A 21,919-nucleotide genomic window follows, 5' to 3' on the forward strand; every position below is an offset into this window, starting at 1 on the left:
ATGATGGAGACACACCCGATGCGAAATCATCTCACTGCTCTTGCCGTCATCCTCGGCGCCGCCATGCCCGTCAGCGCCATGGCGCAGGAAGGCACGGTGACGGGCGCTGCCGGCGGCGCCGCGACCGGCGCCGTGATCGGCGGCCCGGTGGGAGCAGCCGTCGGAGGCGTCGCGGGCGCCGTCGTCGGCACCGCGGTCGCGCCTCCCCGTGAGGTTCGGTCTTATGTCGTGAAGGAGGAGCGCCCGTCCATCGCCTATGAGGGCGAGGTCGTGGTCGGCAAGCCTCTCCCGGACACTGTGGAAGTCTACAGCGTGCCGGACAGCGACTACAGCTACACCGTCGTCAACGAGAAGCGGTACATCGTCGACGGCAAGCGCCGCGTGGTCGAAGTGGTCGAGTGATCCTGGACGACGTCGGATAAAGAAGGCCCCGCGGCCAAGCCGCGGGGCTTTTCTTTTGCGCGACGCTCAGGAAACAAAAAAGTCGCCCGGCCGCTCCCCATGCGGCCGGGCGTCCTCGTGCGTGTCGGAGCGGAGAGGGGCGGGAATCCGTTCCGTCGCCGTTTCTCGCGGCGGGGGTCAGCGCCCGAGGGGGCCTGTATCGAGGGAGGACGGACGTTCGCCGCGCGGCCAGCCGCGGTCGACGGGGGCGGCTGTGGCCAGCACCGCCAGGGCGGCTGCGGCGCACAGCACGGCGATGGCGGCGACCATGGCCCGTCCGGCGGTGAAGCCCATCGTCGGTTCGGCGTTCATCACGTCCTCCTCGATGTTTCGAGGCGACCATGGCGCCGGCCGACTGAACGGACTCTGGACCGATCGTTCATCGGGCGTTCACGACCTGCCGCACTTGCGGGCCGGGCTGCGCGCGCGGTAGAGACGGCGGCCGAACGGTTCTGGAGCTCGTCGCCTCAGTCATGGGTGCAGACACCACGTCAAGCGCGAAGGCGCGCGCCGCCTTCTACGCAGGCTCGTTCGATCCCGTCACGAACGGTCATCTCGACGTCGTCCGCCGCGCCTGCGCGCTCGCGGACCGGCTGGTCGTCGGCGTCGGCGTCCATCCCGGCAAGACGCCGCTGTTCTCCGCCGAGGAGCGCATCGCGATGCTGGCCGAGACCTGCGCGCCGATCGCGCAGGCGCGCGGCGTCGCGTTCGAGGTCGTGACCTTCGACAGGCTCGTGGTGACGGCGGCGGCCGGGGCCGGCGCGACCATCCTCGTGCGAGGATTGCGCGACGCGACTGACTTCGACTACGAGATGCAGATGGCCGGCATGAACGGCGCGATGGCGCCCGAGATCGAGACCGTCTTCCTGCCGTCGAGCCCGGGCGTGCGCGCATTGACCGCCACGCTCGTCCGCCAGATCGCCGCCATGGGGGGCGACGTCTCGTCTTTCGTGCCCCCGGCGGTCGTCGAACGGCTCAAGCGCCGTTTCGGCAGCTGAGCCCGGGGCCGCAGCAGCCCAATCCCGTCGCCAAAGGTCGCCCCATGAAGCTCCTGCTCGCGCTCTCCCTCGCTCTCGGCCTCGTGGCGGCGCCCGCGCTCGCGCAGTCCCCCGCCAAGACGCCCGCCGCCGGGCCGACGCTCGCGATCGAGACCACCAAGGGACCGATCACCGTGCGCCTGCGGCCCGACCTCGCGCCGCGCCACGTGGAGCGCATCGTCCGGCTCGCGAACGAGAAGTTCTATGACGGCGTGCCGTTCCACCGCGTGATCGCGGGCTTCATGGCGCAGACCGGCGATCCGACCGGCACCGGAACCGGCGGCTCGAGCTATCCCGACGTCGCCGCCGAGTTCTCGAAAGAGAGCTTCAAGCGCGGCACGCTCGGCATGGCGCGCGCGGCCTCGCCCGACAGCGCCAACAGCCAGTTCTTCATCTGCTTTGGCGCCGCGCCCTGGCTCGACGGCAAATACACCATCGTCGGCGAAGTCACCTCCGGCATGGAGGTCGTCGACAAGCTGGAGAAGGGCGAGCCCGGCAGCGGTATGGTCGCGAGCCCCGACAAGGTCCGGACGGTCCGCGTGGTCGGCGCGAACTGAACGTCGCAATTCGGAAGACGCCCGCGACCGGCGGGCGCATAAGGGACTATCCCGAGGAGAGGAATACAATGAGCGATCCCGAGAACACGCTGGTGCTTGAGACGACCAAGGGGCGCGTCGTCGTCGAGCTGCGCCCGGACCTCGCGCCGGGCCACGTGGCCCGCGTGAAGGAGCTCGTGCGCCAGAAGTTCTACGACGGCGTCGTCTTCCACCGCGTGATCGACGGCTTCATGGCGCAGACGGGCGATCCCGAAGGCACCGGCCGCGGCGGCTCGGGCAAGAAGCTGAAGGCCGAGTTCTCGAAGGAGAAGCACGTCCGCGGAACCGTCTCCGCGGCGCGCGCCATGGATCCGGATTCGGCCGACAGCCAGTTCTTCATCGTGTTCGAGGACGCGCCGTGGCTCGACGGCCAGTACTCGGTGTGGGGCAAAGTCACCGAGGGCATGGAGAACGTCGACAAGATCAAGCGCGGCGAGCCGGTGATCGATCCCGACAAGATCGTCTCGATCAAGGTCGCCGCCGACGCCTGAGCGGCGAACTCCTGAACGTCGCGCCCGCGTCCGCGCGGGCGCGACCGCGAGGCCCCGCGCGGCCGGGCTTCGCGAACGAACGGACCTTTTCAGCCTTGGACGTCTCGCTGTTCGACTTCGACCTGCCGGAAGACCGGATCGCGCTCCGGCCGGCGGTCCCGCGGGACAGCGCGCGTCTGCTGGTCGTGCGGCCGGGCGGGACGCCGGAGCTTGAGGACCGGCTGGTCTCGGACCTGCCCGGGCTGCTCGCGCCCGGCGACGCCATGGTCGTCAACGCGACGCGGGTGATCCCCGCGCGGCTTAAAGGATATCGCCTGCGCGGCGACCAGGCCGCGAAGGTCGAACTGCTGCTGCACCAGCGTCTCGACGGCCGGCGCTGGAAGGCCTTCGCCCGGCCGGCGAAGAAGCTCGGGCTTGGCGAGCGCGTGCGCGTCGGGTCCGGCGGCGACGCAGGCCTCGAGGCGACCGTGGAGGCGCGCGGGGAGGGCGGCGAGGTCACGCTCGCCTTCGATCTCGCCGGTCCCGACCTCGACGCCGCGATCGCATCCGCCGGAGAGCTGCCGCTGCCGCCCTACATCGCGGCCAAGCGCCCGACCGACGCGCGCGACGCCGACGACTACCAGACCTTGTTCGCCCGCGAGCCGGGCGCGGTCGCCGCGCCCACCGCGGGCCTGCATTTCACGCCGGCGCTGCTCGACGCCATCGCCCGCCGCGGCGTCCCCCGCCACGAGACCGTGCTGCATGTGGGCGCCGGCACCTTTCTCCCGGTCAAGGTCGAGGACACCGACGACCATCGCATGCATTTCGAGAGCGGCGTCCTGACCGCGGAGACCGCCGAGGCGCTCAACGCCGCGCGGGCCGGGGGCGGCCGGCTGCTCGCCGTTGGCACCACCTCGGCGCGGCTGCTGGAGAGCGCCGTCGGCGCGGACGGGCGGCTTGGCGCGTTCTCGGGCGAGACTGACATCTTCATCACGCCGGGCTTCCGCTACCGCGCCGTCGACGCGCTGCTGACGAACTTCCATCTGCCGCGCTCGACGCTGATGATGCTGGTGTCGGCCTTCGCCGGCCTCGACGTCGTGCGCCGGGCCTACGCTCACGCCATCGCCGAACGCTACCGCTTCTACTCCTACGGCGACGCCTGCCTGTTCCTGCCGGACGCGAACCGATGAGCACGATCCCCTTCGACATCGCCGCGACGGACGGCGCGGCGCGGACAGGCGCGCTTGTCTTCCCGCGCGGCGAGGTGCGCACGCCGGCCTTCATGCCCGTCGGCACGGCGGCCACCGTCAAGGCGATGTATGCCTCCCAGGTCCGCGAAACCGGGGCGGACGTCGTGCTCGGCAACGTCTACCACCTGATGCTGCGCCCCGGCGCGGAGCGGGTGGCGGAGCTCGGCGGCCTGCATCGCTTCATGGGCTGGCCGCACCCGATCCTGACGGATTCCGGCGGCTTCCAGGTGATGTCGCTCGCGAGCCTCAGGAAGCTCGACAAGGACGGCGTGACCTTCCGCTCCCATGTGGACGGCTCGACCCACCGGCTCACCCCCGAACGCTCGGTCGAGATCCAGCGCCTGCTCGGCTCCGACGTCACCATGCAGCTCGACGAGTGCGTGCGGCTGCCGGCGGAGCGCGCGGAGGTGGAGCGCGCCATGCGGCTCTCGATCGACTGGGCGGAGCGCTGCAAGGTTGCGTTCGGGACGCCGGAGGGGCGGGCGCTGTTCGGCATCGTGCAGGGCGGCGATCAGGCCGATCTCCGACGCGCCTCCGCCCGGGGCCTCGTCGACATCGGATTCGACGGCTACGCCGTCGGCGGGCTCGCCGTCGGCGAGCCGCAGGACGTGATGCTCGCCATGCTGGAGGAGACCATCCCCGAGCTTCCCGCCGGCCGGCCGCGCTACCTCATGGGGGTCGGGTCGCCCGACGACCTGCTGAAGTCGATCGCCCGCGGCGTCGACATGTTCGACTGCGTGATGCCGACCCGCGCCGGCCGCCACGGTCAGGTCTTCACCCGCTTCGGCCGGCTGAACTTGAAGAACGCGCGCCACGCCGACGACCCGCGCCCGATCGACGAGGAGAGCGCGTGCCCCGCGGCTCGCGACTACTCCCGGGCCTACCTGCACCATCTCGTCAAGACCGGCGAGATCCTCGGCATGATGCTGCTGACCTGGGTCAATCTCGACTATTACCAGCGGCTGATGGAGGGCGCGCGCGCGGCGATCCGGGCGGGCACGTTCGAGGCCTACGCGGCCGAGACGACCGCCGGCTGGGCGCAAGGCGGCTGACGGCCGAAGCCCCAAGCCGCGTCGTGATTCTCACGTACTTGTAGAATGCGCTTCCCTGGTCCTATGAGCGTGTGATCAAGTCGCGCGTGGGCGTTGTCGCGCGCCGGGAGATCGGTCGGGGAATGGCGCAGCAGGGGACGTCGGGCGCTGGCGAGGTCGCGCTTGCGCGGGTGCGCAGGGAGATTCGCCCCGCCTTCTGGCTGCTTGCGGTGTTTTCGATCGCGATCAACCTGCTGCTGCTCGTCCCCTCGATCTACATGATGCAGGTCTATGACCGCGTGCTGCGCAGCGCGGTGATCGAGACGCTGGTCTACATCACGCTGATCGCCGCGGCCGCGATCGCGGTCTACGCCGCGCTGGAGGCGATCCGCCTGCGCGCGCTCGCCCGCATCGGCGAGTGGATCGAGGACACGCTGTTCGAGCCGGTGTTCGCCGCCGCCATGGGCGCGGAGCGGGGCCTCGTGCGCCAGAGCGGCGCAAACGAGGGCACGCCGTTCAACGATCTGCGCGCCGTCCGCAGCTTCCTGTCCGGGCCCACGCTGCCGGCGCTGTGCGACACGCCCTGGATGCCGCTGTTCCTGGTCTGCTGCGCGGTGATCCATCCCTATCTCGGCCTGCTCGGGCTGGTGTTCGCCGTGCTCATCGTCGCGCTCGCGCTCCTGAACGATCGGCTGACGCGGCCCGCCGCGGACAAGGTCGCCGTCGGGCATCAGGAGGCGCAGCGTGTGCTGGCGGAGGCCGCGCGCAACGTCGACACCGTCGCCGCCATGGGCCTTGGCCGGCCGCTCGCCGAACGCGCGAGCCGCGCCAATGCGGCGTCGACCGCGGTGCTGGGCGACGCGACCGACAAGGGCGCGGTCATGGTGGGCGCGGGCAAGTTCCTGCGCGTCGTGGCCCAGATTTGCACGCTGGCGCTCGGCGCCGCGCTCTCGCTCGAGGGCCACATCACGCCGGGCGGCATGATCGCGAGCTCCATCCTGCTGTCGCGCGCGCTCGCGCCGCTCGACCAGGCGATCGCGGCCTGGCGCGGCCTGCAGCAGACGCGCGCCTCCTGGCGGCGCATCACGACGCTGCTCGGCGCCTCGGGGGCGATGGTCGAGGACCCGATCGCGCTGCCGGCGCCGGAAGGCCGGATCGCGCTCGAGGGTGTCGTGCTGCTGGCGGCGGGCTCCGACAAGCCGATCCTCGCCGGCGTCTCGCTCGCCGTCGCGCCGGGCGAAAGCCTTGCGCTCATAGGCCCGTCCGGCTCCGGCAAGAGCACGCTCTGCCGGGTGATGGTCGGATCGCGCGCGCCGACCCGCGGCGTCGCCCGCCTTGACGGCGGCGATGTCATGCTGTGGCGGGACGACCAGCGCCGCCGCCATGTCGGCTACCTCGCGCAGGGGACCGAACTGTTCTCGGGCCGCGTGCGCGACGTGATCGCCCGCTTCGACAAACCGGACGACGCCAGGGTCGTCGAGGCGGCGAAGCTCGTGGGCTGCCACGAGATGGTGCTCGGCCTGCCGCAGGGCTACGACACCGAACTCTCGAACGCCGGCGGCTTCCTCTCCGGCGGCCAGCGCCAGCGCATCGCGCTCGCCCGCGCCGTCTATGGCGACGTGCGGGTGGTGGTGATGGACGAGCCCAACGCCAGCCTCGACGGCGAGGGCGAGCGCGCGCTCGTCGGCGCGCTCGCGGCGCTGAAGCGGAAGGGCGTCACGGTTGTGCTGGTGACCCACAAGCCGGCGCTGGCGCAGCTCTGCGACCGGATCGGCGTGATGGCGGCGGGCCAGCTCACCCGGCTCGGGCCCCCGACCGACATCCTGCGCGAGCTCGTCGCGCCGGTCGCCTCCGCCGACGTGCGGACCATGCCGGGAGCGGCCCGGTGACCGCGCCGCGGGACGCCTCGCTCGCGGTGCGGCTGCGCGGCGTCGCGCTGGCGGGCTTCGTGGTGATCTTCGGCTTCATGGGCGGTTTCGCGGTCTGGGCGATGACCGCGCCGCTGGCGGCGGGCGCCGTGGTGCGCGGCGCGGTCGGCCCCGAGGGCAGCCGCAAGCTGGCGCAGCACTTGGAAGGCGGCATCGTGCGCGAGATCTTCGTCAAGGACGGCGATCTTGTCACCCGCGGCCAGCCGCTGGTGACGCTGGAGCGCGCCCAGGCGCAGGCGGCTTACGGCCTTCAGCGCAACACCCTGTCGCGCCGGCTGGCCGAGGCGGCGCGCCTGTCGGCGCAGCTTTCCGGCGCCGAGACCGCCGATTTCGGCCCGGCCGCCGCTGTCGCCAAGGACGACCCGACCTTCCCGGACTTTGCTTCCGGCCAGCGCGCCCTGTTCGAGACCACGCGCCGCGACCAGGACGAGCGCAAGGAGCTGTTCGAGACGCAAATCCGCCGGCTCGGCGCGCAGATCGAGGCCGCGCGCGCCCGCATCGCCGGCTCCGAGGCCCAGCGCGCGCTGGTCGACATCCAGATCGACGACACCCGCGGCCTGATGGAGAAGGGGCTTGCGCGCAAGCCGCTGCTGCTCGACCTGCAGCGCCGCCGCTCGGAGCTCGACACCGACATCGCCGCGATGCAGGCCGACATCCGCCGGGCGGAGATCGAAAGCGTCGAGAAGCGCATCGCGCTGCGCAACGGCGTCACCAGCTACCTCAACGACACCTCCGCCGAGCTCGCGAAGGCCCGCTCGGAGATCGCGGGGCTGGAGGCACGGCTCTCCGCGAGCGAGGACGTGCTGACCCGCACCCAGGTGCTGGCGCCGGAAACCGGCTACGTGCTGAACCTGAAGACCAAGACCATCGGCGGCGTGGTGCGGCCGGGCGACGAGATCCTCGAGATCGTGCCGACCGAAGGCGACCTGATCATCGAGGGCCGTGTCGCCGCCCACGACATCCGCAACATCGCCGCCGGCCAGCGCGCGCGGGTGTCGTTCCTCACCTTCGCGCAGCGCGACATGCCGATGATCGAAGGCCGCGTCATCAACGTCGCCGCCGACATCGTCACCGACCCGCAGACCCGCGAGAGCTTCTACACCGTCAAGGTCGCGGTCGACCGCGCCGACTTCGCGACCTTCGCGACGCCGGCCGACATGAAGCCCGGCACGCCGGTCGAGGCCTATGTCGAGGCCCGCAAGCGCATGGCGATGGACTACCTGCTCGACCCGATCGTGCACTCCTTCCGCAAGAGTTTTCGCGAGGAGTGAGGGCACGCTGACAGCAGGCGCTTCGGAGCTCTGAAGCGGCGGCCGCCGGGCGCCCGCATTTCCGGGAACGATCGCGCGCGCCGAGCGGTTGGTCTGGCAGGACCACCAGCCCCAGGAGGCGCACCATGGCGACCGCCGGCCCGAACGTCCCGAACCCCCCGATGCCCGGCGAGCCGATCCGCCCCCCGGTTCCCGAGGAGGTTCCGGTGCAGGACCCCGACATCGTTCCGAACCCGGATCCGGAGATCGACCCGGCCATCATTGAGCCGGACCCGGTCCCGGACGGTCCGGTGATCGAACCGCCTATGTGATTTGGCGCAGCGCTGCGGCGTTCGCGCCGCGGCGGGCGGCTTGAAAGCGCGGACCGCCCCAACTAGTGTCCGCGCCGCGCCCGCTTCGGCGGCCGCGAGCGCGTAGCTCAGCTGGTAGAGCAACGGACTTTTAATCTGTAGGTCCTGGGTTCGAGTCCCAGCGCGCTCACCATCTTCCTCCCGATCAGTCCGGTCCGGCCGTCGCCACCACGCGCACGACCGCGCCGTCGCGCGTCAGCTCCAGCACGGCGCCGCCGGCCTCGCGCACGGCGTTCGGCAGGTCTAGGCCTGCGAGCGGATCGTCGGCGAGCACCTCGAGTCGGGCGCCGGCCGCGAGCGTCGCCAGCGTCTTGCGCGTCATGAGCGCGGGCAGGGGGCACTTGAGGCCCCGCAGGTCGAGCCGGCGCGACGCCCCGCTCATCGACGACGCGCCATTCGGATCACGAGCCCGCGAGGGCCTGCGCGCTTGCGCGCAGGCAAGCCGCTAACTGCCGGAATGCACGTGGTTTTCGGCGGCCGTTGCATATTGGTCCAGTTTGACATGGCGATGACCCAAATTCTAAGATCGGTCGATCGCATTCGACGATCATGTCGAGATGCGCGCGCGGGCCGGCGGGTCGGCGCGATGGAAGAGGGAGGATGCTTCCCCAATGATCGGCCAAGTTTCGCGGCGCCAGTTCCTTCGGACGGCGGGCGCGGGCGTTGCCGGGACGACGCTTGGAGCGATGGGGTTCGGCGGCGCCGAACAGGCCATGGCGCAAGCGGTGCGGCCGTACAAGCTGGCGCGCACGACCGAAACCCGCAACATCTGCACCTACTGCTCCGTCGCCTGCGGCGTCATCATGTACAGCCTCGGCGACCGCTCGAAGAACACACATTCGGCGCTGATCCACGTCGAGGGCGATCCGGATCATCCGACCAACCGCGGCACGCTGTGCCCGAAGGGCGCCGCGCTGCTGGACTTCGTCCATTCGCAGACGCGCCTCAAGCACCCGATGCACCGTAAGCCCGGCTCCGACAAGTTCGAGCGGGTAAGCTGGGATTTCGCGCTCGACCGCATCGCCCGGCTGATGAAGGACGAGCGCGACGCGAACTTCCAGACGACCAACAAGGACGGCGTGACCGTCAACCGCTGGACGTCGGTGGGCTTCCTCGCGGCCTCGGCCACGACCAACGAGACCGGCGCAATGACCTACAAGGTCATCCGGTCGATGGGACTGCTGCCCTTCGACAACCAGGCGCGCGTCTGACACGGACCGACGGTGGCCAGTCTGGCCCCAACATTCGGTCGCGGCGCCATGACGAACGCATGGGGCGACATCAAGCACACCGACCTCGTCGTCGTCATGGGCGGCAACGCGGCGGAGGCGCACCCCTGCGGCTTCAAATGGGTCACTGAGGCCAAGGCCAACCGCGGCGCGAAGCTGATCGTGGTCGATCCGCGCTTCACGCGCACGGCGTCCGTCGCCGACTTCTATTGCCCGATCCGGCCCGGCACCGACATCGCCTTCCTCGGCGGCGTGATCAACTACCTGCTCTCGAACGACAAGATCCAGCACGACTACGTCAAGGCCTTCACCAACGCGTCCTATCTCGTGAAGCCCGAGTTCGGCTGGTCCGAAGGGCTGTTCACCGGCTACAACGAGGAAAAGCGCGACTACGACAAGTCGTCCTGGGACTACCAGCTCGACGAGCAGGGCTACGCCAAGGTCGACGACACGCTGCAGGACCCGCGCTGCGTCTTCCAGTTGATGAAGCAGCATTTCGCGGTCTACACGCCCGAGATGGTGGAGAAGATCTGCGGCTCCCCGAAGGACAAGTTCCTGAAGGTCGCCCAGATGATCTCCGAGTGCTCGACGCCGACCAAAACCATGACGTCGATGTACGCGCTCGGCTGGACCCAGCATTCGAAGGGCGCGCAGAACATCCGCGGCATGGCGATGATCCAGCTGCTGCTGGGCAACATCGGCGTGCGCGGCGGCGGCATGAACGCGCTCCGCGGCCACTCCAACATCCAGGGCCTGACGGACCTCGGCCTGCTGTCGAACATGCTCCCCGGCTACATGAACCTGCCGGTGGAGAAGGAAGTCGACTTCAACGCCTATATGTCGACCCGCGGGTTCAAGCCGCTGCGGCCGGGGCAGACCAGCTTCTGGCAGAACTACAAGAAGTTCTTCGTCTCGTTCCAGAAGTCGATGTGGGGCGACAAGGCGACGGCCGAAAACAACTGGGCCTTCGACTGGCTGCCGAAGCTCGATGTCACCTACGACATCCTGCGCACGTTCGAGCTCATGAACCAGGGCAAGATCACGGGCTACTTCTGCCAGGGCTTCAACCCGCTGATGACCTTCCCCAACCGGGGCAAGATCACCTCGGGCCTGTCCAAGCTGAAGTTCCTCGTGACCATGGACCCGCTCGACACCGAGACGTCGCGGTTCTGGGAGAACCACGGCGAGTTCAACGACGTGAACTCGGCCGACATCCAAACCGAGGTGTTCCAGCTCCCGACGAGCTGCTTCGCCGAGGACGAGGGCTCGATCGTGAACTCGGGCCGCTGGCTGCAGTGGCACAACGCGGCGGTCTCGCCTCCGGGCGAGGCCAAGTCCGACGTCTGGATCATGGCCGGGCTCCATTTGCGCATTAAGGAGCTTTACCTCAAGGAAGGCGGCGCCTTCCCCGATCCGATCGTCAACCTGCGGTGGCCCTACGCCATCCCGGAAGAGCCGGCGGCGGAAGAGCTTGCGCGCGAGAACAACGGCCAGGCGCTCGCCGACGTCACGGATCCCACGGACCCGACCAAGGTGCTGGTGCAGAAGGGCAAGCTGCTCGACAGCTTCGCCCAGATGAAGGACGACGGCTCGACCGCGGGGTTCTGCTGGATCTACGCCGGCAGCTACACCGAGGCCGGCAACCAGATGGCGCGGCGCGACACCTGGGATCCGGGCGACACCGGGCTCGCGCCGAAATGGGCGTGGGCGTGGCCGGCGAACCGGCGCATCCTCTACAACCGCGCCTCGTCGGACAAGAACGGCAAGCCGTGGGACCCCTCCCGCAAGCTGGTCTACTGGACCGGCGAGCGCTGGGGCGGCTACGACGTGCCGGACTACGGCCCGACGGTGAAGCCCGAGCAGTCGGTCGGGCCCTTCATCATGAACCCCGAAGGGGTGGCGCGGCTGTTCACCCGCGGCATGATGCGCGACGGGCCGTTCCCGTCGCACTACGAGCCGTTCGAGGCGCCGGTGGCGAACGCCATCGCGCCGAAGATCAAGGGCAATCCGGCCGCGCGCATCTTCAAGGCCGACCTCGAGGCGCTGGGGAGCGCGGACAAGTTCCCCTACGTCGCGACCAGCTACCGCCTGACCGAGCACTTCCACCAGTGGACCAAGCACGTCTGGGTCAACGCGGCGCTGCAACCCGAATTCTTCGTCGAGATCTCCGAGGAGCTCGCGAAGGAGAAGGGCATCGTCAAGGGCGGCTGGGTGCGGGTGTGGTCGAACCGCGGCTCCATCAAGGCCAAGGCCGTCGTCACCAAGCGCATCAGGCCGCTGATGGTCGACGGCAAGCCCACCCACGTTGTCGGCATTCCGCAGCACTGGGGCTTCATGGGCCGCGCCAAGAAGGGCCACAACCCGAACTCGCTGACCCCCTTCGTGGGCGACGCGAACATCGAGACGCCGGAATACAAGGCGTTCCTGGTCAACATCGAGCCGACCTCCGGGCCGGCGACGTCTTGAGGGAGGACTGAAACATGGCTTCGTATCAGTCTCTCGACATCAAGCGTCGCTCGGCCTCCACTTCGACGCCGCCGGTCGTCCGGTCGACGGCGCTCGAGGTGGCCAAGCTCATCGACGTGTCGAAGTGCATCGGCTGCAAGGCCTGCCAGGCGGCCTGCCTCGAATGGAACAACCTGAAGGAGGAGATCGGGGTCAACACGGGCGTCTACGACAACCCGCACGACCTCACGCCGAACAGCTGGACGCTGATGCGGTTCACCGAGTGGGACAACCCGGACACCGGCGATTTCGAGTGGCTGATCCGCAAGGACGGCTGCATGCATTGCGCCGATCCGGGCTGCCTGAAGGCGTGCCCCGCGCCGGGCGCGATCGTGCAGTACACCAACGGCATCGTCGACTTCGTGTCGGAGAACTGCATCGGCTGCGCCTATTGCGTGAAGGGCTGCCCCTTCAACATCCCGCGCATCAGCCAGGTCGACCGCAAGGCCTACAAGTGCACGCTGTGCTCCGACCGCGTCGCGGTCGGGCAGGGGCCGGCCTGCGCCAAGGCCTGCCCGACGGCGGCCATCATGTTCGGCACCAAGGACGACATGAAGGAGCAGGCGGACCGCCGCATCACGGACCTCAAGTCCCGCGGCTTCTCCAACGCCGGCCTCTACGATCCGCAGGGCGTCGGCGGCACCCATGTGATGTACGTGCTGCACCACCTCGACAAGCCGGAGATCTACGCCGGCCTGCCGAAGGACCCGCAGATCAGCCCGCTGGTCTCGGCTTGGAAGGGCGGGGCGAAGCTGTTCGCGCTCGGCGCGATCGCCTTCGCGGCGGTGGGCGCGTTCTTCCACCACACCATCGTCGGCCCCAACAAGGTGTCGGAGACGGATGAGGAGAACGCGGCCGATCTGGCGGAGGAGGGCGCGCAGGCGGCTCCCACTCCGGAAACGAGGGCGCTCTGATGGCCGTCGAGATCGAACGCCGCCCATTGATCGTCGAGCGGACGGAGGTCCACCGTTATCCGGCCTCCGCCCGCGTCAATCACTGGATCACGGCCTTCAGCTTCATCCTTCTGACGCTGAGCGGGCTGGCGCTGTTCCATCCCAGCCTGTTCTTCCTGACCGACCTGTTCGGCGGCGGGGCGAACACGCGCGCCTTCCATCCCTGGATCGGGGTGGTGCTCGCGCTCAGCTTCTCGGTGCTGTTCGTCCGGTTCTGGAAACACAATCTCTGGAACCGGGACGACACCCAGTGGACCAAGCAGATCGGCGACGTCGTCGCCGGCCATGAGGAAAAGCTTCCGGAGCTCGGCAAATACAACGCCGGCCAGAAGATGGTGTTCTGGGGCACGGCGCTGCTGATCGTGGTGCTGTTCGCCTCGGGCCTCGTGATCTGGGACGAGTACTTCCACGGCCTCGTCAGCATCGGCACGAACCGGCTGGCCGCGCTGGTGCATTCGCTCGCCGCCATCGCCGCGATCTTGCTGATCATCGTCCACATCTACGCCGGCATCTGGGTCAAGGGCTCCGTGCGCGGCATGACGCAGGGCAACGTGACCGGCGGCTGGGCTTGGCGGCACCATCGCAAGTGGCTGCGGTCAGAAGTGAAGGGCGACGGCGACGGACACTGAACGTCCGTTGTCCTCGGCCGGACATGAAAGCGCCCGCGTCCGGTTTCATCCGGGCGCGGGCGCCGACGTCATGTCATGTCGGAAAACCGCGGCGCGTTGCCCACCGCGGGTTCCGAACGTCCGGATCAGAGACCGAACGGATAGTCCCGGTGCGCGTTGTAAAGCGCGCGGCCCTGCTCCTCGAAGAACGCCTCGAACTCCTGCGCGAAGCGGGCGAAAACGTCGGAGAGGCTGAAGCCGGAGACGGCATGAGCGAGAGCGGCCATAATGTGCACCTTTCGTCGTAATCTGCGGCCCGAAAGCCGCGTCGTTCGATGGATGGTATTTGGCATACCAGCAGCGCTTCTAGAACCTTCGTCTAAGCATGGCTGGCTTGAGTTCGCTGCAATGCAGCATGAAAAAGACGTTAATCGCCGCGACGCAGACGACGGCGGCGCGCTAGGGCGTTAGTCATGCCCGAGGTGACGCGGCGTCTTGGCCGGTTGGGATGGGCCAAGACGCAGCGCTCTCCGCGCGAACCGGGTCCGCCGCTCAAACCGGACGACGCCGAACGGGGTCGCGCCTTCAGATTGCGACGTCGCCGAGCCGCGGCGGTGGTGCGAGCGGTTGGCGTAGGCTTTCGCGCCCGCAAGAATCACACAGGCCGGCGCCCGACGCCCGGCGGAATGGAGCATACGCATGGCCGGCCCCGCCTCGATCGAGCCGACGCCCATCGACATCGGCGCCGTCGCCAAGCCGGACTTCGCCGTGCTTCCCGACGCCGGCCGGATGTTCGCGGACCGTGCGGCGCGCTTCGCCGAACTCGCTCCGGGCCATCCGCTCGAAGCCTATCTGCGCTTTCTCGCGGAGCTGTCCGAGGCGCAGCACGCGGTGCAGGACGACCTCCCGGCCCCGGAGCTCCCAAGCGCGGACGCTCTTGAGCGCGCCTTCGAGTTCGGCATGCCGCCGCTCGACCGCTCGCGCTTCGACATCGGAGAGGTGGCCCATCTCACCTTCGAGCGGCTGCTGGAGCGCGCGCGGGCCATCGCCATGCCGGAACCGGCCGCCGCCGCCCGCGACCGCCTGATCGCGGCCGGACGGGAAGGGCGCGAGACGCTGATGACCGACGCGCTCGAGACCTCGGCCGGGTTCGAGACGCTCGCCGAGCATGTCTTCGCCTCGGCCGCGCTTCAGGTGCATTTCGCGCGCCTCGCAGGCTCGCTCGACGCCTCGCGGCTCGCGAGCGTCGGCGTGGGCGCCTGCCCCTGCTGCGGCGGCCCGCCGGTGTCGAGCCTGGTGGTGAGCTGGTCCAAGGCGCACGGCTCGCGCTACGTCGCCTGCGGCCTGTGTGGGACGCTGTGGCACCACGTGCGGATCAAATGCGTCGCCTGCGATTCGACGGAGAAGATCGCCTATCAGGCGCTGTCCGCCGACGGCGAGACGCTGACCGGGGAGACGGCGCTGGAGGTGCGGCGCGACGAGGCGCCCATCAAGGCCGAAACCTGCGACGCCTGCGGGCTTTATGCGAAGATCCTGCATCAGCACCTTCAGCCGTCGCTCGATCCGGTGGCTGACGATGTCGCCTCGCTCGGGCTCGACCTCAAGGTACGGGAGGCCGGCTGGGCGCGCGCGGCTTTCAATCCCTATCTTCTGGGCTATTGATCCCGGCGACGGGCTTTGCTCCGCTCGGAGCGAGCCCGCGCGAGGAGCCCGGCCGCAAATGACCGACGACCAGCCAGCCCTTCCGCTTCCGTCCGTCGACCGGGTGCTCGCGGCCGACGCCGCGCGGCTGGCGGCCGAGCGCTTCGGGCGGCGGGCCGCGACGCTCAGCGTCCGCGCGCGGCTCGACGAACTGCGTGGGCCCTGGCGCGCCGGCGCGCCGGTCGACGTCTCGACCGACCGGATCGCCGCCGCGGCGCTCGCCGCGCTGGAGGCCGCCGACGTGCCGAGCCAGCGGCGGGTCATCAACCTCACCGGCACGGTGCTGCACACCAATCTCGGCCGCGCGCTGCTGGCGGAAGAGGCGGTCGCCGCCGTCGTCGCCGCCATGCGCAGCCCGACCGCGCTGGAGTTCAACGTCGGCGACGGCCGGCGCGGCGAGCGCGACGACCATGTCCGCGGCCTGCTGCGCGAGCTCACCGGCGCGGAGGACGCCGTCGCGGTCAACAACAACGCCGCCGCGGTGCTGCTGACGCTGAACTCGCTCGCCGAAGGCCGCGAGGCGGTGGTCTCGCGCGGCGAGCTGATCGAGATCGGCGGCGCGTTCCGCATGCCCGCCATCATGGCCCGCGCCGGCTGCCGGCTGGTCGAGGTCGGGACCACCAACCGCACCCATCTCGCGGATTACGCGGAGGCGATCGGCCCCGACACCGCGCTGCTGATGAAGGTGCATCCCTCGAACTACCGCATCGAGGGCTTCGTGAAGGAGGTTTCGGCGAAGGCGCTCGCGCCGCTCGCCCGCGAGCGCGGCGTGGCGCTGGTCGACGATCTCGGCTCCGGCGTGCTGGTCGATCTCTCGGCCTACGGGCTTCAGCGCGAACGCACGGTGCAGGAGGCGGTCTCCGACGGCGCCGACCTCGTCACCTTCTCCGGCGACAAGCTGCTCGGCGGCCCGCAGGCGGGGCTGGTCGTCGGCCGCGCCGAACTCGTGAAGCGGCTCGCCAAGAACCATCTCAAGCGCGCGCTCCGGCTCGATAAGCTGCGGCTCGCGGCGCTCGAAGCCACGCTGAAGCTCTACCGCGATCCCGACCGGCTCGCGGCGCGCCTGCCGACGCTGATGCTGCTGACGCGCCCGGCGCAAGCGCTGAAGGCGCAGGCCGCGCGGCTCCGGGACGCCGTCGCGCGCGCCGCCGGGCCGGACTATGTGGTCGAAGTGGTCGACGCGGCGAGCCAGATCGGCTCCGGCGCGCTGCCGCTCGCCACCATCCCGAGCGGCGGCCTCGGCGTCGCCGCCGTCGATCCGAAGCGCTCCGGCGCCGCGCTGACCGCGCTCGCCGCGATCCTGCGTCAGGCGCCGACGCCGATCATCGGGCGCATCGCCGACGATCGGCTCGTGCTCGACCTGCGGGGCCTCGACGACGAGGCCGAACTCGACGCGAGCCTCGCGGCGCTCGCCCAAACCCACGCGGAGGCCGCGGAATGACGAGCTGGTTCGAACGGCTGGTGTCGCGCTTCGGCCCTCCCGGCAGCCGGGAGCAGGCCGAGGACGACGACGTGGCCGCGCAGATGGAGGACGCCTACGACGCCGCCGAACTGGGCGACCACGCCACCGCGGTCGCGCTGTGGCGTCCGCTGGCGGAGGCCGGCGTCGCCCGCGCGCAGAGCAATCTCGGCGCCTGCTACGCGGAAGGGCTCGGTCTGGAGCGCGACCCAGAGCTCGCGGCCGAATGGCTGATCCGCGCCGCCGAGGCCGGCGACGCCGTCGGCCAGCGCAATCTCGCGGCGCTGCATTTCAAGGGCGAGGGGGTGCCGCAGGACGACGTGGCCGCGCTCGAGCTCTATTCCGCCGCCGCCGAACAGGGCGACGGCGCGGCGCAGGACATGCTGAGCTGGATGCTGCTGGAGGGGCAGGGCGCGCCCGCCGATCCCGTCGCCGCCCGACGCTGGGCGCTCGCCGCCGCCGAGGCCGACGTCGCGTCCAGCATGACCCGGCTCGGACTGATCGCGCACAACGCGCTCGGCATGGAGCGCGACCCGATCGAGGCCGCGCGCTGGTGGTTCGAGGCCGCCCGTCGGGGCGACGCCGACGGCCAGGCCATGCTGGGCGCCGCCCTCCATCTCGGCCAGGGCGTCGAGCATGACGACCGCGCGGCGCTGGTCTGGCTGCTGCGCGCCGACGCCGGCGGCAGCGCGCTGGCGGCGCCGTTCCTCGGCCCGGTGCGGGCCGAGCTCTCCGCCGAAGACGCGGCCCGCGCGGAGGAGGCGGCGGCGCGGCCGATCGCGCCCGAGCCCGCGGCGTGATCGTCGGAACCGCCGGCCACATCGACCACGGCAAGACCGCGCTCGTGCGCGCGCTCACCGGCGTCGAGACCGACCGGCTGAAGGAGGAGAAGGCGCGCGGGATTTCGATCGATCTCGGCTTCGCCTATTCGCCGCGCGCCGACGGCGCCGTGCTGGGCTTCGTCGACGTGCCCGGCCACGAGCGCTTCGTGCGCCACATGCTGGCCGGCGCGAGCGGGATCGACCTCGTGCTGCTGGTGATTGCGGCCGACGACGGCCCCATGCCCCAAACCCGCGAGCATCTGGCGATCGTCGATCTGCTGGGCGTCGCCCGCGGGATCGTGGCGCTGACCAAATGCGATCTCGTCGACGACGAGCGCCGCATGGCCGCGGAGATCGAGGTGGCGGCGCTTCTGTCCGGGACGGGGCTCGAGGGCGCGGAGATCGTGCCGGTGTCCTCGGTCACGGGCGAGGGCGTTGCGGAATTGTCGGCGAAGCTCGACGCGCTGCGCGCCGAAACGCCGGAACGCAAGTCCGAGGGGCGGTTCCGGCTCGCGGTGGATCGCTCCTTCACGCTTCAGGGCGCCGGCGTCGTGGTCACCGGCGCGGTGCGCGACGGGATCGTGCGCGTGGGCGACGCCGTGGTGGTCTCGCCGTCGGGCCTTGAGGCGCGGGTGCGCGCGATCCACGCCCAGAACCGTCCGGCGGAGGACGGCCGCCCCGGCGAACGCTGCGCGCTGAACCTGTCGGGCCCCGGCGTCAGCAAGGACGCCATCGCCCGGGGCGACGTGGTCGCGGCCGCCGAGCTGCACGCGCCGACCGACCGCATCGACGTCGAGCTCCGCTTGCTGCGCGACGAGCCGCGGCCGCTCGCCATGTGGACCCCGGCGAAGCTGCATCACGGCGCGGCCGAGGTCCCGGCTCGGGTGGTCCCGCTCGAAGGCGACGCGCTGGCGCCCGGCGCGACCGGCCTCGTCCAGCTCGTGCTGGAGCGCCCGATCGCGGCGGCCGCGCTCGACCGCTTCGTGCTGCGCGACACCAGCGGCGCCCGCACCATGGCGGGCGGCCGCATGCTCGACCTGCGCGCCCCCGCGCGCCGCCGCCGGTCGCCGGAACGGCTCGCGCAGCTTCGCGAGCTCGGCCGGGAGGACCATACGGAAGCGCTGCGCCGCCTGCTCGCCGCGCCGCCGCACGCGATCGACGCCGACGCCCTGCTGCGCGACCGCAACGTCGCGCCCGAAGAGGCAAGGCGCATCCTCGACGCGCTCGGCGTGACGCTGCTGCCCGCCGGCCGTTCCGGGACGATCGCCGTCGCGCCCGCCGTCTGGTCGGCCTTCGTCGCGGACGTCGAGGCGAAGCTCGGAGCCCACCACGCCGAAAATCCCGATCTGCAGGGCATGGGCGCCGAACGGCTGCGGCTGTCGGTCGAGCCGCGGCTGCCGGGGGCGGCCTTCCTCGCGGCGCTCCGCAACCTCCAGCGCGCCGGGGCGATCGTGGTCGAGGGCGCCTGGGCGCGGCTGCCGGGCCACGAGGCGCGGCTCGCGCCGGTCGACGAGGAGCTGTGGGAGGCGATCGCGCCCAAGCTCGGCGGCGAGGAGCGCTTCCGCCCGCCGCGGGTGCGCGATCTCGCGACCGAACTCGGCGAGGACGAAGCCGACGTGCGCCGGGTGCTGAAGCTGCTCGGGCGCTCAGGCCAGGTCGACGAGGTGGCCCACGATCACTTCTTCCTGCGCGAGACCGTGGCCGAGATCGTCGACGTCGCGGAATCCGTGGCGGCGGCGGAGCCGGCCGGCGTCGTCACCGCCGCGCGTCTGCGCGACAGGCTCGACAACGGCCGCAAGGTCGCCATACAGATCCTCGAGTTCCTCGACCGTCACGGCGTCACAATCCGCCGGGGCGACGAGCGGCGGATCAACAGCCGCCGCCGGGACCTGTTCCGCCGCGCGGCGCTGACGGAGCGGGTCGAGGCATGAACGGTCCAGCAGGACCGCGCGCGGAGGAGAAGCGTCCCCGGTGGGGCGGCCGGCCTTCAAAGCCGGAGGGGGCCGTTCGCCGGCCTTCGGTGGGTTCGACTCCCACTCTCTTCCACCAGCCTTCCCCCTTCGCCGCCGCGCATTCAAAGGACATGATCCGATGACCGGCCTCGCACGCCCCGCCGTCCTCGACGCGCTCCAGAACGCGGCGCTTGCGGCCGACGCCGAGGAGAAGCGGTTCCGCGCCGAGGTCGCCGCCGGGATCGAGGCGCGCGAGGCCGCGCGCCGCCACGCCTTCCGCCGCTACGCCTTCCTGAAGGCGCTGGTCGCGGCCGACGCCGCGGCGCCGGACCGCGAGGCGTCGCGCATGGCGCAAGCGACGGCGGCGGCGGGCGAGTTCGAATGGGAGGAGATCGACGGCGCGCGCCGCACGGTGATCGACGCGCTCCGGCCTCTCGCCGACGCGGTGCACGACGCCCGGCTCAGCGGTCACGGCGCCGAAGCCGGCGAGCGCGTGCTCGCGGCCTTCGCGGCTTTCGAGGCTTGGCACGAGGCCGAGCGCGGCCGGCCCTTCGCCGAGGTCTTCGACCGCTACGTCCAGGAGACGCCGCTTGTCGACTTTTGACGGTCTCGATTTCGACGACTGGGTGAAGGCCGCCTTCGCCGACACCGGCGGCTTCACCGCGCTGGTGGTGCTGGTGGAGATCACCGAACGCGACGCCTCGCCGGCCGCCTCGACCTTTTTCCACGTCATCGGCGACGAGGTCGAATGGAAAGCGGTGCGCCGCCTGTTCGCCTCGGCGCCGGGCTCTTGGGACGGCGCGGCCTTCTTCATCGCCACCTCCTCCGAAGGCGGGCCGATGGAAGAGCCGCTGGCGCGGATCGAGCTCAGGCGCGTCGAGCAGATGATCGACGACGACCGGCTGGCGCTGAACGAGGGCGCGTTCTTCGACCGGCGCGGACGGCGGCTCCGGATCGACGAGGACGAGGGCGCGGCATGAGCCGCGCAGGCGACGCCTTCGATCTCTGCGCGGAGCCCGGCCTCGCCGCGCTCGAGACCGCGCGCGCGACCGCGGCGGCGCTGGCGCCGAGCCCGGTCGGCGTCGAGGAGCTGCCGTTCGCCGCCTTGCGGGGGCGCGTCACGTCCTCCGCCGTCATCAGCCCCGCGCCGCTGCCGCCGTTCGATCATTCGGCCATGGACGGCTATGCGGTGGCCGATCCCGGCCGGCTGCGCCACCGCGTGCGCGGTCGGCTCACAGCGGGCGGGCGAGGCGCGCCCGAGCCGCTCGCCCCCGGCGACGCCGCGCGCATCTTCACCGGCGCGCCCCTGCCGCCGGGCGCCCGCGCCGTGGTGATGCAGGAGCGCGTCCTCCGCGAGGGCGACGACATCGTGCTCACCGCGGCGCTTGAGGACGGCGCCAATGTCCGCCGCCGCGGCGAGGACGTGGCGGCCGGCGACGCGCTGGTTCCCGAGGGCGTCACGCTCGACGCCCGCCACCTCGCGATCCTCGCGGCCTCCGGCGTCGAACGCGCCGTCGTGCGGCGCAAGGTGGTGGTGGGGTTGCTCTCCACCGGCGACGAGCTGCTGGAGCACGGACGTCCGCTCGCGCCCGGCCGGATCCACGACGCCAACCGGCCGATGCTCGCCGCGATCCTCGACCGGCCGGCCTACGAGGTCGTCGACCTCGGCATCGCTCCGGACGATCCCGCGGCGCTCGCCCGCCTGCTCGCGGAGGCCGGCGCGCGCTGCGACGCGCTGGTGACGAGCGGCGCGACCTCGGTCGGCGACGAGGACCATCTCGCCGCCGCGGTGGCCGCGGCCGGCGGATCGCTCGGCCTCGCCAAGGTCGCGCTCAAGCCCGGCAAGCCGATCGTCGTCGGGCGGGTGGGGCGCGCGGTGCTGGTCGGCCTGCCCGGCAATCCGTTCGCGGCGCTGGTCGGGCACATGCTGATCGGGCGCGTCGCGCTGGAGCGGCTCGCGGGGCTGGACGTAAAGCCGCTCGCGCCGCTGACGGCGGTCGCGGCCTTCGAGCAGCGCGGCCCCGGCGGCCGCACCGAGTTCGCGCCGGCCCGGCTCGCGGGCCGCAACCCGTCCGGGCTGCCGCTCGCGGAGAAGCTTGGCCGCGGCGGCTCGGCCCGGCTCGCGCCGCTGATCGCGGCCGACGGGCTCGCCGTGATCCCGGCCGGGCGCGAGGAGGTCCGGCGCGGCGACATCGTCGGCTTCCTGCCGTTCGAGGCCGCGCTCGAGGTGTGAGGCGGCGCCCTAGACCTCGGGCGCAAAAAAGAAACGCCGCCCGGGGCGCGGGCGGCGTTGCAGAGGGGGTTGAGATTGGAAAGT

The 21,919-nt window shown here is 71.1% G+C and carries 22 protein-coding genes and 2 tRNA genes; 21 read left to right on the forward strand and 3 right to left on the reverse strand.

What is annotated here, in order from left to right; genetic code table 11:
• The first annotated feature begins 18 nt into the window (after window positions 1-18).
• Window positions 19-402: a DUF1236 domain-containing protein gene (locus PKE78_RS11615; RefSeq protein WP_271201068.1), complete on the forward strand. Its 384-nt coding sequence runs from the start codon at window positions 19-21 to the stop codon at window positions 400-402.
• A gap of 177 nt (window positions 403-579) precedes the next feature.
• Here the strand turns inward: PKE78_RS11615 and PKE78_RS11620 are convergent, their stop codons facing one another.
• Window positions 580-753, reverse strand: a complete 174-nt coding sequence (locus tag PKE78_RS11620; protein ID WP_271201069.1) for a hypothetical protein — start codon at window positions 751-753, stop codon at window positions 580-582.
• Window positions 754-914: 161 nt separating this feature from the next.
• On the opposite strand from PKE78_RS11620, the gene coaD reads away from it, so the two are divergent.
• The 9 genes from coaD (at window position 915) to PKE78_RS11665 (ending at window position 8,507) form a co-directional block, all read left to right on the forward strand.
• A complete protein-coding gene (gene coaD / locus PKE78_RS11625; RefSeq protein ID WP_271201070.1) occupies window positions 915-1,439 on the forward strand; it encodes a pantetheine-phosphate adenylyltransferase in 525 nt (174 codons plus the stop codon).
• 44 nt (window positions 1,440-1,483) lie between these two features.
• Entirely contained in the window at window positions 1,484-2,035 is a 552-nt protein-coding gene (locus tag PKE78_RS11630; RefSeq protein WP_271201071.1) for a peptidylprolyl isomerase, read from the forward strand.
• Between the two features lie 68 nt (window positions 2,036-2,103).
• Window positions 2,104-2,565: a peptidylprolyl isomerase gene (locus PKE78_RS11635; RefSeq protein WP_271201072.1), complete on the forward strand. Its 462-nt coding sequence runs from the start codon at window positions 2,104-2,106 to the stop codon at window positions 2,563-2,565.
• Between the two features lie 95 nt (window positions 2,566-2,660).
• Window positions 2,661-3,734, forward strand: a complete 1,074-nt coding sequence (gene queA / locus PKE78_RS11640; RefSeq protein ID WP_271201073.1) for a tRNA preQ1(34) S-adenosylmethionine ribosyltransferase-isomerase QueA — start codon at window positions 2,661-2,663, stop codon at window positions 3,732-3,734.
• Window positions 3,731-4,846 carry a tRNA guanosine(34) transglycosylase Tgt gene (gene tgt, locus PKE78_RS11645; protein WP_271201074.1) on the forward strand — a complete coding sequence of 372 codons (1,116 nt, stop codon included), beginning with the start codon at window positions 3,731-3,733 and terminating at the stop codon, window positions 4,844-4,846. The genes queA and tgt overlap by 4 nt, the downstream gene beginning before the upstream one ends.
• A 122-nt stretch (window positions 4,847-4,968) precedes the next feature.
• Window positions 4,969-6,714, forward strand: coding sequence for a type I secretion system permease/ATPase (locus PKE78_RS11650; RefSeq protein ID WP_271201075.1), 1,746 nt, complete (start codon window positions 4,969-4,971; stop codon window positions 6,712-6,714).
• The gene (locus PKE78_RS11655) at window positions 6,711-8,024 is read left to right on the forward strand and encodes an HlyD family type I secretion periplasmic adaptor subunit (RefSeq protein WP_271201076.1); all 1,314 of its coding nucleotides are present in this window, start codon (window positions 6,711-6,713) and stop codon (window positions 8,022-8,024) included. The genes PKE78_RS11650 and PKE78_RS11655 overlap by 4 nt, the downstream gene beginning before the upstream one ends.
• Before the next feature lie 125 nt (window positions 8,025-8,149).
• Entirely contained in the window at window positions 8,150-8,335 is a 186-nt protein-coding gene (locus PKE78_RS11660; protein ID WP_271201077.1) for a hypothetical protein, read from the forward strand.
• 96 nt (window positions 8,336-8,431) lie between these two features.
• Window positions 8,432-8,507, forward strand: a tRNA-Lys gene (locus PKE78_RS11665).
• Window positions 8,508-8,519: 12 nt separating this feature from the next.
• Here PKE78_RS11665 and PKE78_RS11670 read toward each other — a convergent pair.
• Window positions 8,520-8,756, reverse strand: a complete 237-nt coding sequence (locus tag PKE78_RS11670) for a sulfurtransferase TusA family protein (RefSeq protein WP_271201078.1) — start codon at window positions 8,754-8,756, stop codon at window positions 8,520-8,522.
• A gap of 229 nt (window positions 8,757-8,985) precedes the next feature.
• Here PKE78_RS11670 and fdnG point away from each other — a divergent pair, with 229 nt between their 5' ends.
• From fdnG to PKE78_RS11685, 3 genes are read left to right on the forward strand one after another with little or no spacing between them, the layout of a single operon-like run.
• Window positions 8,986-12,069, forward strand: a complete 3,084-nt coding sequence (fdnG, locus tag PKE78_RS11675; RefSeq protein WP_271201079.1) for a formate dehydrogenase-N subunit alpha — start codon at window positions 8,986-8,988, stop codon at window positions 12,067-12,069.
• 14 nt (window positions 12,070-12,083) lie between these two features.
• Window positions 12,084-13,022, forward strand: a complete 939-nt coding sequence (fdxH, locus tag PKE78_RS11680) for a formate dehydrogenase subunit beta (RefSeq protein ID WP_271201080.1) — start codon at window positions 12,084-12,086, stop codon at window positions 13,020-13,022.
• Window positions 13,022-13,690, forward strand: a complete 669-nt coding sequence (locus PKE78_RS11685) for a formate dehydrogenase subunit gamma (RefSeq protein WP_271201081.1) — start codon at window positions 13,022-13,024, stop codon at window positions 13,688-13,690. The genes fdxH and PKE78_RS11685 overlap by 1 nt, the downstream gene beginning before the upstream one ends.
• Before the next feature lie 125 nt (window positions 13,691-13,815).
• Here PKE78_RS11685 and PKE78_RS11690 read toward each other — a convergent pair whose 3' ends face one another.
• Complete coding sequence (locus tag PKE78_RS11690; RefSeq protein WP_271201082.1) at window positions 13,816-13,956, reverse strand: hypothetical protein; 141 nt, start codon at window positions 13,954-13,956, stop codon at window positions 13,816-13,818.
• Between the two features lie 412 nt (window positions 13,957-14,368).
• Between PKE78_RS11690 and fdhE the strand changes: the two genes are divergently transcribed.
• From fdhE to PKE78_RS11730, 8 genes are all read left to right on the forward strand, one after another.
• Window positions 14,369-15,331: a formate dehydrogenase accessory protein FdhE gene (fdhE, locus tag PKE78_RS11695; RefSeq protein WP_271201083.1), complete on the forward strand. Its 963-nt coding sequence runs from the start codon at window positions 14,369-14,371 to the stop codon at window positions 15,329-15,331.
• A 58-nt stretch (window positions 15,332-15,389) separates the two neighbouring features.
• Entirely contained in the window at window positions 15,390-16,811 is a 1,422-nt protein-coding gene (gene selA, locus PKE78_RS11700; protein ID WP_271201084.1) for an L-seryl-tRNA(Sec) selenium transferase, read from the forward strand.
• The gene (locus PKE78_RS11705) at window positions 16,808-17,629 is read left to right on the forward strand and encodes a tetratricopeptide repeat protein (RefSeq protein WP_428981265.1); all 822 of its coding nucleotides are present in this window, start codon (window positions 16,808-16,810) and stop codon (window positions 17,627-17,629) included. Before selA ends, PKE78_RS11705 begins: the two co-directional genes overlap by 4 nt.
• Complete coding sequence (selB, locus tag PKE78_RS11710) at window positions 17,626-19,581, forward strand: selenocysteine-specific translation elongation factor (protein ID WP_271201085.1); 1,956 nt, start codon at window positions 17,626-17,628, stop codon at window positions 19,579-19,581. The genes PKE78_RS11705 and selB overlap by 4 nt, the downstream gene beginning before the upstream one ends.
• 22 nt (window positions 19,582-19,603) lie before the next feature.
• A tRNA-Sec gene (locus PKE78_RS11715) sits at window positions 19,604-19,699 on the forward strand.
• 42 nt (window positions 19,700-19,741) lie between these two features.
• Window positions 19,742-20,206: a hypothetical protein gene (locus PKE78_RS11720; protein WP_271201086.1), complete on the forward strand. Its 465-nt coding sequence runs from the start codon at window positions 19,742-19,744 to the stop codon at window positions 20,204-20,206.
• Window positions 20,193-20,582, forward strand: coding sequence for a hypothetical protein (locus tag PKE78_RS11725; protein ID WP_271201087.1), 390 nt, complete (start codon window positions 20,193-20,195; stop codon window positions 20,580-20,582). Before PKE78_RS11720 ends, PKE78_RS11725 begins: the two co-directional genes overlap by 14 nt.
• Window positions 20,579-21,835 (forward strand): molybdopterin molybdotransferase MoeA, encoded by a 1,257-nt coding sequence (locus PKE78_RS11730; RefSeq protein ID WP_271201088.1) that lies wholly within the window; start codon window positions 20,579-20,581, stop codon window positions 21,833-21,835. Before PKE78_RS11725 ends, PKE78_RS11730 begins: the two co-directional genes overlap by 4 nt.
• Window positions 21,836-21,919: the final 84 nt, after the last annotated feature.

The organism is Methylopila turkensis (assembly GCF_027922325.1).
Taxonomy (GTDB): domain Bacteria; phylum Pseudomonadota; class Alphaproteobacteria; order Rhizobiales; family Methylopilaceae; genus Methylopila; species Methylopila turkensis.

Excerpts from the sequence above, each read along its gene's own strand:
- PKE78_RS11635 (WP_271201072.1), top strand. The coding sequence starts at position 2,104 with ATGAGCGATCCCGAGAACACGCTGGTGCTTGAGACGACCAAGGGGCGC.
- PKE78_RS11690 (WP_271201082.1), bottom strand. The coding sequence starts at position 13,956 with ATGGCCGCTCTCGCTCATGCCGTCTCCGGCTTCAGCCTCTCCGACGTT.
- PKE78_RS11620 (WP_271201069.1), bottom strand. The coding sequence starts at position 753 with ATGAACGCCGAACCGACGATGGGCTTCACCGCCGGACGGGCCATGGTC.
- PKE78_RS11685 (WP_271201081.1), top strand. The coding sequence starts at position 13,022 with ATGGCCGTCGAGATCGAACGCCGCCCATTGATCGTCGAGCGGACGGAG.
- PKE78_RS11730 (WP_271201088.1), top strand. The coding sequence starts at position 20,579 with ATGAGCCGCGCAGGCGACGCCTTCGATCTCTGCGCGGAGCCCGGCCTC.
- tgt (WP_271201074.1), top strand. The coding sequence starts at position 3,731 with ATGAGCACGATCCCCTTCGACATCGCCGCGACGGACGGCGCGGCGCGG.
- coaD (WP_271201070.1), top strand. The coding sequence starts at position 915 with ATGGGTGCAGACACCACGTCAAGCGCGAAGGCGCGCGCCGCCTTCTAC.
- selA (WP_271201084.1), top strand. The coding sequence starts at position 15,390 with ATGACCGACGACCAGCCAGCCCTTCCGCTTCCGTCCGTCGACCGGGTG.
- PKE78_RS11615 (WP_271201068.1), top strand. The coding sequence starts at position 19 with ATGCGAAATCATCTCACTGCTCTTGCCGTCATCCTCGGCGCCGCCATG.
- PKE78_RS11705 (WP_428981265.1), top strand. The coding sequence starts at position 16,808 with ATGACGAGCTGGTTCGAACGGCTGGTGTCGCGCTTCGGCCCTCCCGGC.
- fdhE (WP_271201083.1), top strand. The coding sequence starts at position 14,369 with ATGGCCGGCCCCGCCTCGATCGAGCCGACGCCCATCGACATCGGCGCC.
- PKE78_RS11670 (WP_271201078.1), bottom strand. The coding sequence starts at position 8,756 with ATGAGCGGGGCGTCGCGCCGGCTCGACCTGCGGGGCCTCAAGTGCCCC.
- PKE78_RS11650 (WP_271201075.1), top strand. The coding sequence starts at position 4,969 with ATGGCGCAGCAGGGGACGTCGGGCGCTGGCGAGGTCGCGCTTGCGCGG.
- PKE78_RS11720 (WP_271201086.1), top strand. The coding sequence starts at position 19,742 with ATGACCGGCCTCGCACGCCCCGCCGTCCTCGACGCGCTCCAGAACGCG.
- fdxH (WP_271201080.1), top strand. The coding sequence starts at position 12,084 with ATGGCTTCGTATCAGTCTCTCGACATCAAGCGTCGCTCGGCCTCCACT.
- PKE78_RS11630 (WP_271201071.1), top strand. The coding sequence starts at position 1,484 with ATGAAGCTCCTGCTCGCGCTCTCCCTCGCTCTCGGCCTCGTGGCGGCG.
- PKE78_RS11660 (WP_271201077.1), top strand. The coding sequence starts at position 8,150 with ATGGCGACCGCCGGCCCGAACGTCCCGAACCCCCCGATGCCCGGCGAG.